The organism is Streptomyces odonnellii, assembly GCF_000981895.1.
Taxonomy (GTDB): Bacteria; Actinomycetota; Actinomycetes; order Streptomycetales; family Streptomycetaceae; genus Streptomyces; species Streptomyces odonnellii.
Window position 1 is genome coordinate 1 of sequence record NZ_LATD01000382.1, and the last position, 9,765, is coordinate 9,765.

At 70.9% G+C, this 9,765-nt stretch carries 14 protein-coding genes; all 14 read right to left on the bottom strand.

Features of this window, described 5'->3' with window-relative positions:
• Positions 1–212: 212 nt before the first annotated feature.
• The 14 genes from WH07_RS30465 to WH07_RS30530 are packed head-to-tail and all read right to left on the bottom strand — an operon-like array spanning position 213 to position 9,599.
• On the bottom strand, positions 213–632 hold the full coding sequence (locus WH07_RS30465) for a DUF3168 domain-containing protein (RefSeq protein WP_046507082.1): 420 nt from the start codon (positions 630–632) through the stop codon (positions 213–215).
• Positions 632–982, bottom strand: a complete 351-nt coding sequence (locus WH07_RS30470; RefSeq protein ID WP_232789119.1) for an HK97-gp10 family putative phage morphogenesis protein — start codon at positions 980–982, stop codon at positions 632–634. The genes WH07_RS30465 and WH07_RS30470 overlap by 1 nt, the downstream gene beginning before the upstream one ends.
• 45 nt (positions 983–1,027) lie before the next feature.
• Positions 1,028–1,219 (bottom strand): hypothetical protein, encoded by a 192-nt coding sequence (locus WH07_RS30475; protein WP_046507087.1) that lies wholly within the window; start codon positions 1,217–1,219, stop codon positions 1,028–1,030.
• A complete protein-coding gene (locus WH07_RS30480) occupies positions 1,216–1,548 on the bottom strand; it encodes a hypothetical protein (RefSeq protein WP_046507090.1) in 333 nt (110 codons plus the stop codon). Before WH07_RS30480 ends, WH07_RS30475 begins: the two co-directional genes overlap by 4 nt.
• Positions 1,549–1,896, bottom strand: coding sequence for a head-tail adaptor protein (locus WH07_RS30485; protein ID WP_046507093.1), 348 nt, complete (start codon positions 1,894–1,896; stop codon positions 1,549–1,551). It abuts the gene before it with no gap.
• Complete coding sequence (locus tag WH07_RS30490) at positions 1,893–2,492, bottom strand: hypothetical protein (RefSeq protein ID WP_046507095.1); 600 nt, start codon at positions 2,490–2,492, stop codon at positions 1,893–1,895. The genes WH07_RS30485 and WH07_RS30490 overlap by 4 nt, the downstream gene beginning before the upstream one ends.
• 10 nt (positions 2,493–2,502) lie before the next feature.
• Positions 2,503–2,958 (bottom strand): hypothetical protein, encoded by a 456-nt coding sequence (locus WH07_RS30495; RefSeq protein ID WP_046507100.1) that lies wholly within the window; start codon positions 2,956–2,958, stop codon positions 2,503–2,505.
• Positions 2,958–3,329 carry a hypothetical protein gene (locus tag WH07_RS30500; RefSeq protein ID WP_046507104.1) on the bottom strand — a complete coding sequence of 124 codons (372 nt, stop codon included), beginning with the start codon at positions 3,327–3,329 and terminating at the stop codon, positions 2,958–2,960. The genes WH07_RS30495 and WH07_RS30500 overlap by 1 nt, the downstream gene beginning before the upstream one ends.
• 14 nt (positions 3,330–3,343) lie before the next feature.
• Positions 3,344–4,204 (bottom strand): P22 phage major capsid protein family protein, encoded by an 861-nt coding sequence (locus WH07_RS30505; protein ID WP_046507108.1) that lies wholly within the window; start codon positions 4,202–4,204, stop codon positions 3,344–3,346.
• A gap of 18 nt (positions 4,205–4,222) precedes the next feature.
• Complete coding sequence (locus WH07_RS30510) at positions 4,223–4,966, bottom strand: hypothetical protein (protein ID WP_046507110.1); 744 nt, start codon at positions 4,964–4,966, stop codon at positions 4,223–4,225.
• A 55-nt stretch (positions 4,967–5,021) separates the two neighbouring features.
• Positions 5,022–6,005 carry a VG15 protein gene (locus WH07_RS30515; RefSeq protein WP_232789120.1) on the bottom strand — a complete coding sequence of 328 codons (984 nt, stop codon included), beginning with the start codon at positions 6,003–6,005 and terminating at the stop codon, positions 5,022–5,024.
• A complete protein-coding gene (locus tag WH07_RS30520; protein ID WP_046507112.1) occupies positions 6,002–7,489 on the bottom strand; it encodes a phage portal protein in 1,488 nt (495 codons plus the stop codon). The genes WH07_RS30515 and WH07_RS30520 overlap by 4 nt, the downstream gene beginning before the upstream one ends.
• Positions 7,490–7,498: 9 nt before the next feature.
• Positions 7,499–9,133 carry a hypothetical protein gene (locus WH07_RS30525; RefSeq protein ID WP_046507114.1) on the bottom strand — a complete coding sequence of 545 codons (1,635 nt, stop codon included), beginning with the start codon at positions 9,131–9,133 and terminating at the stop codon, positions 7,499–7,501.
• Entirely contained in the window at positions 9,117–9,599 is a 483-nt protein-coding gene (locus WH07_RS30530) for a hypothetical protein (RefSeq protein WP_232789121.1), read from the bottom strand. The genes WH07_RS30525 and WH07_RS30530 overlap by 17 nt, the downstream gene beginning before the upstream one ends.
• Positions 9,600–9,765: the final 166 nt, after the last annotated feature.

Below are 9,765 nucleotides of genomic sequence, written 5' to 3' on the forward strand. Positions count from 1 at the left end.
CCATGTAGCGGTCCGGGGAGTCGTGGGCGGTGACGTCGATGGTGTTCCGGGACAGGCCCGGCCCCGTCAGGTTGGTGATGTTCGCGATGGCGGTGAAGACCTCGGGGTCCGCGCCGTCGCCGCGCTTGAGCTGGACGCCGTAGCCGTCGATACCGGCCATGGGTGCCTCCCTTGGGCATCACAAACCCCGGGCGGGTGGGGTAGGGGTCGGGTCAGGCCGGCTGTTCGGTGCGGATCCGGAACCGCAGGACGACATGCCGGATGTCGCCCGGAGGCTCGGGGTCGACGAGCGGCTGAGCGAACTCGTAGAGCGTGCTGACGTGGTGCAGGCCGGGGATGGTCAGCGGCTGGTGGTCCAGCAGCGCCACCAGCCGGGCCGCGATGGCGAGCCCTTTGGCGTGGGTGCGGCTGCGGGTCCACACGTGGAGCGTGAGTGTGGTCTGCCGGCCGAAGGTGTCGTGGGCGTTGTCGGGGATCTCCGTGGCGTCGCCGATCACGACGTAGGGGAAGTCGGCGGTCTCGGGGACGTAGTCGTACACCCCGCTGATCAGGCTCATCAGGATGTCGTCACCGGTGAGCCGGGTGTAGACGGCGTCCTGGACGGCCGGGATCGGGAATGGCGCGGTCGTCATCACAGGACCTTCCTGACCTCGTCGCGGATCCGGCCGGGCAGCCGGGTGCGCTCGGCCTCGGCCGCGGGCAGGAGCGCGGGCTGCGCGGGGAACTTGCGGGTGCCGAACTCGTGGAAGGACGCGTACAGGTCGTCGCGGTCCCACCAGCCGACCTCGGCCCGCAGCTCGTTGTTGCGGTAGCGGGCGCGGACGGAGTCGTGGAGGTTCCCGGACGCCTTGCGGACCTTGTCCTGCGTGTCCGCGACGATCGCCTCCGCGGACTGCTGAAGAGCCCGGAAGCACGCCGCCCGTACCTGGACGGCGAGGTGGTCGAGGTCCTCGCGCAGGCGGTCGATGCCGGTGATGTTCATCCGGACCGGGCTCGCCCGGCGGCGCCGGGGGCGGCGGGCCACGGGTCAGCGTCCGCGCTGGCGGCGCATCTCCCGCCGGATCTCGGCGAGTTCCCCAGCTACCGCCAGCAGCGCCCAGCCGATCGCGGTGGCGGCCAGGGCCGCGGGCTGCTGGGTGAGGAGCTGCTCGGCGTGGTGCCGGGCCTCGGCCGGATCGGTCGGCAGCGGGCGGGGCCGCTCGGCGTCCTGGCCGGTCACCGGGGAAGTTCCAGGGCGGCGACCGTGACGTCGGTGACGGCGTCGTAGGTGATGCTCGCCCGCCCGTTGGGCCCTCGGAACACGTTGGCCAGAGGGACGAGTGCGGACTCACCTGCGGCCACGACGACGGGTACGTCCGCGATGGCCAGCCCGGACACGGTGCCTGGGGTCGCCAGCGTGACCGTGTGCTGCGCGTCGTCGCTGTTGTGTACGTACAGGAACCGGCCCGGGCCGGTCGGCGCGGTGTCCCCGCCCGCGCCCGCGGGCGTAGCGCTGTCCTCCAGCGCCAGGCCCCCGATGGGCACGGGGACGGGTTGCAGGGTGGCCATTCAGGAACCCTCCTCCTGGATGAGTTCGGCAAGGGCTTTGGAGTAGAGGGGGCGGGAGGGCTGCACCACGGACAGGACCCGGAGCCGCTGTGGCTGGCCGAGGCCGTCGGTGCCGTGCAGGTGGTCGCCCCGCTGGACATCGGCCCCCGGGAGCAGGAACACGTCGTGCGAATGCTTCGAGCCTGCCTGCGCGGCCACCAGGCGCTCGGTCGGGGACGGCTGGTCGACCTTCGCCCGCACGGTGCCGACGAGGACGAGAGCGGTCTGCTGGCCGCCGGTGCCGTCGGGCCAGGCGACGGTGCGGTGGACTTCCAGGAGCCGGTTCAGCAGCCGGCCGATGCCGCTCACCGCGACCTCAGCAGGCTGGCCCCGCCGCCGAACCGGGCCGCGAGGCGCTCACGCCAGTACTCGGGGAGGTCCATCTCCGTGATCCGGCCGTCGTTGGCGTAGGTGGCGGCCCAGTCGCCGAGCCGCTCCGAGGTCAGGACCCGGTCCGCGGCCGGGGCCAGGCCCTCGGCCTTCGCTTCCCGGAAGGCCTTCACCGCGGCGGCGACCATCCGGCACACCAGGTCCACGATGTCCTCGGGCACCTGCGCCAGCCCGTGCGTCTGGGTGACCTCGGCCTCCGACGGCTCACAGCCGGGCGCCCACCCGGCCGCCCGCCACAGCCGCTCCGTGCTCAGCCGCCAGTCCGTGACCGGCACCCCATCGAGGAGAACCTCGGTCACGGTGACGATCGGCGGCCCGGGCAGCGTGAGCCATTGCCCCGGCTCGCCTTCCAGGGTGACGGTCGATGTGGTCCGTGAGATCGGGACGCCGGCCGCCTCCCGTACCGCCGCCGAGGCGACGGCCAGGTACGTGTCGACGAGGTCCGCCTCGTCGTCGCCGATGACCAGACCGCGCTTCACCAGGTCGGCCGGTGTCGCCAGAGGGGCCAGTGTCACAGTGCCCCCCTTAGCTGACCATGTCGATCAGGTCAGCCTTGGTGTAGTTCGCCGCGTCCTCGGCAGACACCCGCCCCTGGCTGACGAGGTGGGCGATCCACTCGGCCTTCGTCGCGTCCTCGGCGGGGCGTCCGGCCGCGACCGATGGGGACTGTCCGGGCTGTTCGGGCAGCTCCTGAAGTTGGGCCTTGGTCAGGCCCTGGGCGGTGTCCTCGGGCAGGGCGTGCACGGCCATGGCCCACAGGACCCAGTCGTCCTTGCCGGCCCGCGCGCCCGGGCGCGGGACGATGCCCTCGGTGAGCGCGCTGCCCTGAGCGGGGGCGGGGGCCCCGTAGTAGGGGGAGCCGTCCGCGTTGACGCGTACCAACTGGCCGCGTTCCAGACGTTCGGCGATGCTCTCGGGCAGGGGCAGGTCCATCGCGAAGACCATCCCGCCCTCGCCTCGGACGTAGATCGTCTCGGCCATCAGGTGTTCCTCGGGATCTTCAGGGCCGTGATCGTGCCCGTGGTGGTGGTCGACTCGATCAGCATCGAGCCGTCGGACTGGATGAACCGGCCGGACTCGAACGGGCCGAGGAACTGCGTCGTGCCGAACGCCACCGGCACCGAGAGGTCGCCCTGCCCGGCCGCGAGCGCGGGCGGGTTGTCGCCTGCCTTCACGGTGACGGTCAGCGCGGTGTCGTCGTCGGAGTTGGTGACGCGCAGCACGGTCAGCTCAGCGAAGGCGTTGGCGAGCTGCATGTTGTTGGTCGGCGCGGCCACCAGCGTGGTCCCCGCCGGCTGGAGCAGGTTCCCGTTGGGGACCAGGTTGGAGTACGTGAGCTGGGTTGTCGCCATAAGTCATGCTCCGATCAGGCGGGGTTGATGAACGCGGCGGCCAGGTGGTCCGGGCGGATCACCTTCGCGCCGTACAGGGCCAGGCCCTTGACCGCGTCCTCGAAGGAGTTCTCGGGCCGGTACGCCTCGGTCTTGTTGATCTGCTCGGCGAAGGTGACCGCCTCCTTCACCCCGGCCTGGACCACGGCGGTGTCGCCGGTGGGGACGGGGCAGTTGTTCGACTCGTAGATGTCGAAGTTCGCGGCCCGCCCGACGAACCCGTTACGCAGACCCTGGTCCGTGGCCGCCTTGTCGGCAGCGATGAACCGGTCATCGAGCAGCAGCGAGGCGTAGAACTCGGGCGGCACGATCACGTACCGGCCGGTCTTGGGCACGTTCGCCTTGGTCAGCTTGGTGCGCAGCGGCACCAGCACCTTGCCGTACGCGTCGGTCGGCGTGCTGTAGGTGTCGATCGGGGAGCCGACCAGGTTGAGGAAGTTCCCCGCGGCGATCTGGGTGTAGAGCCCGGCCACGTACTGATCGATGGTGTCCGCCAGTGCGTAGGCGGCCTCGCTCATCGCCTGCGGGATCAGGTTGGACTTGGCCTGACGGGCGTCCACGTCGTCGATCGAGAAGGCCCAGAACTTCGACTGGTCCACGGTCAGCGTGCGCTGGCCGGTGGTCAGACTCTCCGGCGTGATGACGGTCGACCCCGGCGTGTAGGTGCCGATGGCCGGCCGCGACACGGAGGTGATACGCACGGTGGCGCCGGCCGCCGCGATCTCTCCCTCGTAGTCGCGGTTGACGACCGTGGGCGAGCCGTAGATGAGTTCTTTGCGGGTCGCGACGAGCAGCCGCGACGCCCAGATTTCGGGAACGAAGTTCCGCACGGTCATAGGGGGTTGCCTCCTGGCTTACTTGCCGCCCATGAGGTCATCGAGCCGCCCGTCGATGCGGGCCTTGTCGATCTCCTCGGGCGTCATGGACTTGAGGTCCTGCTTGGTGAGCTGCTTCGGGCGGGACGCCTTGCGCGCCGCTCCGCCGTCGCCGGTGCCCTGGAACCTCTTGGCCGTTGCGGCTGCCAGGTAGGGCTTGTCCTTGAGGAGATCGGTGATCGCTTCCTCGATCTCCTCGGGGTCGATCTCGCCGTCCTCGCCGACCTCGAACTGTTCGAGGTCGAGGAAGGTCAGCGCGTCCTTCGGATCAGCCAGGCGGCCCTTCGCGGCGGCCCGGATCTCCGCCTTGAGGATGCGTCCGTTGGCCTTGGCCGTGGCGTCGGCCTCGGCCTTGCGGCGGGCGGCCTCGGCGTCGTCGGCGCCGTCCTTGGCCGCGAGCTGCTGCTCCAGCTCCCGGCGCTTGTCCCGCTCCGACTTCCACTTGCCCTTCATGGACGCCAGCGCGCGCTTGCCCTTCTCGCCGAGCTGGTCGGCACCGTCCGGATCCGCGTCCTCATCCTGACCGCCCTTGCCCCCGTCGCCGTCCTCGTCGCCCTGGCCGTCGTCGTCCCCGGTGTCGTCGTCCTCGCCGTCGCCCTCGTCCTCGTCATCCTGGTTGCCGCCGTCGGCGTACAGGACGGGCGAGAACGGGTCGCACGGGTAGGGGTGAGCCCACCCGGGGGCGTGCGTGCGGGCGTGGCGGGGCAGGGTGCTGCGGTTCATGTGGGTGCTCCCGTTGCGGGGTTGGGCGGCGGCGCAGCGCGCGCCGGCCGCAGGGTCAGGCGATGTAGCTGTGCTGCCGCAGCAGCCGCACCGCGTGCGCGCGGTCGTCGGCCAGGCGGAAGATCTCCTCGGGCATGAGCCGCGCCGCCGTGGGGCTGAAGCCCCGGATCGACCGGGACCGGGGGATCGCTCCCTCGTCCTGGAGGCGGCGGAACTCCTGGCGGCGGAACTCGCCGCGCCTCGTGCCCTCGGCCGTCGCCCGAACGGTGCGGCCGAACACGGTCGCGGTGGCCATGCCGCGGCGGGCGTTGACGACCTGGGCGATGTCCGCGCCGGCCTCGATCGCCCGCGTCCCGGCCTCGCCGAAGGTGCGCTTCTTCTCGGCGGCGGACATCGACTTGAAGACGGTCTCGGGGCTGGTCGGCGTGGGCCGGTGCTCCCTGGTGACCGGCTCCATGGTGCAGTTGCACTTCGGGTGCCGGGCGAACGCCTTGCTCACCCCGTACTCCCGCCCGGCCAGGAGCAGGCACCGCGAGCACGCGCCGCCTTCGACGACCCGCACGTACGACGTCACGGCCGGCCGGCTGATCATCCCGACCGCATCGGCACCCCGGCCCGCGTCCGCGACCGCGGTACGGACCATCGCGTCGAGGAGGACCTGCCCGGCGGCCATCGACTGGACCACCGGCCGGCCCTGGGTGACGAGCCGGAGCGCCGTCCACATCGGGGCCATCAGCACACCGGCCAGCGGGCGCCCTCCCCCGTCCACACCGACCAGCGCCCCCGGGTTGAGCTGATCGGACTCCGCCTGCTCCGGATCACTGCCCAGCAGCGCCATCAGCCACGGCTCCGTGGCCTGCGCCGCGGCGAGCTGACCGCCCGACACCACCGCCACCAGCCGGGCCAGCAGCGACACCCACGAGGGGTAGATGTTGTCCCGGTCGACCTGCCGCCACAGGCCCCGCGATGCCCGCGCGGTCGCCTCGGCCAGGCGGCGCCGCGCCTCCATGTGCGCGACCGCCTGCGGGGACGGGCTCACGCCTCCGGCTCCGGCTCCTCGTCCGCGTCCTCGACCGGCCCCTCGCCGCCGGTGGCGGGTGCCGGGGCCCCGCCGCCGGTCAGGTTCCGGGTCAGCTCGGTCACCGGATCCGCCTCCAGCTCGCGCTCCCGCATCGTCAGTACGGCCGCGACCTCGGTCGGGGTGAGCCCATACCGCAGGGCCAGCCACTCGAACGGGAAACCCAACTGCTTCAGCTTCAGCAGCGCGTCAGCGAGCTGGGCGTGCGAGCGGGACTCGGTCTCCGCCCACAGAACCCGGCCCGACCGCAGGGCCTGCGCCTTGGCATCCTCGCCCTTGGCGAGCGCGATCAGGCGGGCCATCTCCCGCAGCCCCTGCCCGTACCACAGCGTCTTCTCGTCGCACCGTTTGACGAGACCCGTCTCGGCGGCGAGCAGCGCGCCCTCGCCCAGGTTGGCCATCTTCCCGATCAAGTAGTGCTGCGGGGTACGCGTCTGCGCGGCCAGATGCCCCACCGCGACCTCGATGATCCCGGTGTACATGGTCAGGTTGGCCGCCGACCACTCCGCGATCCGCGCGTCCTTGCCTGTGATCCACGCGACTCGGTCCACCTGGAACTTGTCCAGGTCGACGACCTGCTTACCGATGATCTCCCCGGCGGAGTTCAGCTTCGGGATCATCGGCCGCTCCGCACCCATGATCACGCGCTGGGGGAATGACGCTGCGTCGGACGCGGTGAACAGTTGCGCCCACACCAGATTGATGGCGTCCTGCATCGCCACCACCCCGGCGACGTCGCTGATCGGGTCCTCCACCAGCATCGGCTTGTTGGGCAGCTCCACCATCGGCACCACGCCCATGGGGTTGGGCTGCGGGTTCGGCTCGTCACGCATCTCGCGCGGCGTCCACCGCTTCAGTTCCTCGTCCACGTCCGCCATCTGCGGCGACTTGTCCTGCTGCGCGAGCGGCCGGGAGAACTTCCACACCTCGTCCTTGAGATACAAGGTGGCGAAGTCCATGTTGCCGTCCTGCCACCGCTTCAGCGCGGCCCGCCGCAGCCGGCGCGAGCCCGGCTCGTACGCGATGACGCACTGCGAGGCGTCCTCGAAGGTGACCACCGGCATGTCCGGGTCGGAGGGGTCGCCCCACACCAGGACGAAGCACCGCGCCCCGGTGACCGCCCCGAGGAACCCCAACTGCGAGTCGGCATCCAGGCCGTTGACCTGCCACACCTTCCACAGATCATCGTCCGCCGACGTCTCCCCGTCCGCGACGAACCCCGTCACGGTCAGCCGCTCCACCGGGCTGTCGGCCACGACCTGGACCCAGTTGTCGGAGAAGTCCCGGTACCGGGCGCCGTGGAACTTCGCAAACTCCTGGCTTGCGAACTTCAGCGGGTGCTTGCCCCGGTAGTAGTCGTTGTGCCGGTCGATCGGCCCGCGCCGCCGGATCAACTCGTTCTCCAGCAGCCCGACCAACTGGAGAGCCTGCGCCTCCGTAGCCATCAGCCCCCCTCAACTGCCGTAGTAGTACGACACTTCACGCTCAGCCAGGCCAGCCGCGATCACGTCACCGAGAGCCTCGTGGGCGAGGATGCTGGTGACCGAGGCGTCGATCTTCTGGCTCGGGCTCGCCTTGCGCAGGACGTACCGTTCGGCCGGCCGGTTGGCCGCACGGCTGTTCTCGATATGCGCCTGCGTGATCTCGCACCCGTCGTGCGTGAACGCCGCGCCCTTGCTGTTCCGCTTGAGGACGTCCGTGCGCAGCCGCTCGGCGGCCGAGTGCATCTGCACGATGCGCCGCGTGTACCAGCGGACCACCCGCTCCTCGCCGTACTTGTCGACCCACTCGTCGACCTCGGTCTCCCAGTACGGCGGATCCGCGTACAGCCGCACCACGTCGTACCGGTTCATGAGCTGGTCCATCGCCGCCCGGACTTCCGCGCGCGGGACCTGCCCGTCGTAGTCGGCCGGGTTCCAGATGGTCGGGGCGTCATCGTCCCCGTACAGCGGGGTGAACTGGTAGCCGTCCATGGTCTCGGCGCGGATCGCGGTCCAGTCGTCCACGTCGGAGCCGTCGAAGCCGAGGACGATCCGGGTCATCGGCCGTACCCGCCGGGGCTTCGCCTTCGCCGCCCACTTCCCGCCGTCCAGCCACGCGCCGGCGCCCGCCACGCACCGGTTCCCGAAGAAGCGCTCGGCCTGGGCCTCGTCCTTCTCCATGATCTCGGCAGCCTCGGCCTCGATCGCGTCCAGGTCCACGTGCGAGGACCCGGCGTAGACGATGGCGTGGATCTTCCGGCGCTGCCGCTTGTCCTTGTACGACAGCGACTTCGGCGCCTGCGGGTGGTACCGGAAGATGTCCTTCGCCTTGGCCTCGCTGGTGGTCTGCGCGACTGAGTTCTCGGACGGGTCCCAGCCGTTCGTCGTCTCCATCGACCGGCCGCCCATGCCGGCCGCGCCGCGCCGCTGCGTCTCGGCGACGCGCCGCAGCTTGTTCGCCGCGGTGTACAGGCCGGTCTCGTCCTGCATCGCGAAGATGATCGGGTTACCGAGCCGGGACAGAGCCGACGACGTCACCACATCGACCCGGCCGTCATCCCCGATCCGGGTGAACTCCTCGCCGACCTGCATCATCTCGGCGAGCGGGCCCCGCTTCACCATGCTCTGGAGCGGCCGGTAGACGTTCGCGACCTGGTCCTCGGACGTGGCCGTGAGCTGGATCAGCGGCGTCGGCCATGGCACGCCCATCGGCTCGCCCGGCTGGTACTCGTACCACCAGCCGCAGCCGCAGCCGTGATCCGAACACCGGTACCGCTCCCCGCCCTTGGCCCAGCCGTTGAACACGACCGGCCCGGCGGCCTCGGCCAGCACGATCGTCGCCGACCACGGCCCCTTGCCCGTCTTCTGCGGAGCAACGACCTGCGAGCGGCGGTAGTGGAACGCCGGCGCCAACTGCCCGACCGTGGCGGCCGGCTTCACGCGGTAGTGGTTGACCGTGCACCACAGTTGCCACGGGTACAACACCAGATCCTCGCCCACCCGGAAGCCGTCCGGGATCGGGCAGTGGCGCTCGATCCAGTCCGGAACAACCCACAGGGTGGGAAAGTCGACGACGAACTCGGCCCCCGCCTCAGGCCCCTTCGCCACTGGGCACGACCTTCAGCCGGTCACGCGCCGACGGACGCTTAGCGGGAGGAGGCACCTCGGGACCGGACGCCTGCTCCGGTCCCTCGATCGCCGGGGCAATCTTCCACCGGTTCCGGTTCATCCCCGCCACGCTCAGCCCCAGCGAATCGAGGTAGCTGCGGACCATCTTCTTCACGTCGACCCGCGCGTCCGCCCGCTCCGCCTCCGCCAGCGTCCGCACGAACAGCGCGACCTCCAGCCCCTGGCCCATGTCCTCCCACGCCACCGCCTGCGGCTTCGCCCACAGGTCCTCCCACAGGTCCAGCTCACGATCAGCAGCCGTCGTCAGCGGCCACTCAGGCGGCGCACCCTCCCGCCCTTCCGCCGGCAGCGTCCGCCAACCACCCTTCTCCGCGGCCTTCGTACTACGCAGCGACCTCGGGTCCGGCGCAGGCCCGGACACCGCGCGCGCTCCACCACGGGACATAACGAACCTCCTTCAACGCCGCATTGCGCAGCCTCGAACGCCGTCACCTTGCGTGACAGCGAGGACCCTTTGAACCCGTCGCACCTTCCAGCGCCCTCCCCCGCGCTGCTCCACCCCCGCGCGGCCGGGGTCATCCCCATGGGTCGGTTCTCAGCGAGTGACCGCA

Bases quoted from the DNA above. Each gene is read 5' to 3' on its own strand.
- WH07_RS30465 (WP_046507082.1), bottom strand. From the start codon at position 632: ATGACGACCGCGCCATTCCCGATCCCGGCCGTCCAGGACGCCGTCTAC.
- WH07_RS30470 (WP_232789119.1), bottom strand. From the start codon at position 982: ATGAACATCACCGGCATCGACCGCCTGCGCGAGGACCTCGACCACCTC.
- WH07_RS30480 (WP_046507090.1), bottom strand. From the start codon at position 1,548: ATGGCCACCCTGCAACCCGTCCCCGTGCCCATCGGGGGCCTGGCGCTG.
- WH07_RS30495 (WP_046507100.1), bottom strand. From the start codon at position 2,958: ATGGCCGAGACGATCTACGTCCGAGGCGAGGGCGGGATGGTCTTCGCG.
- WH07_RS30500 (WP_046507104.1), bottom strand. From the start codon at position 3,329: ATGGCGACAACCCAGCTCACGTACTCCAACCTGGTCCCCAACGGGAAC.
- WH07_RS30505 (WP_046507108.1), bottom strand. From the start codon at position 4,204: ATGACCGTGCGGAACTTCGTTCCCGAAATCTGGGCGTCGCGGCTGCTC.
- WH07_RS30510 (WP_046507110.1), bottom strand. From the start codon at position 4,966: ATGAACCGCAGCACCCTGCCCCGCCACGCCCGCACGCACGCCCCCGGG.
- WH07_RS30520 (WP_046507112.1), bottom strand. From the start codon at position 7,489: ATGGCTACGGAGGCGCAGGCTCTCCAGTTGGTCGGGCTGCTGGAGAAC.
- WH07_RS30530 (WP_232789121.1), bottom strand. From the start codon at position 9,599: ATGTCCCGTGGTGGAGCGCGCGCGGTGTCCGGGCCTGCGCCGGACCCG.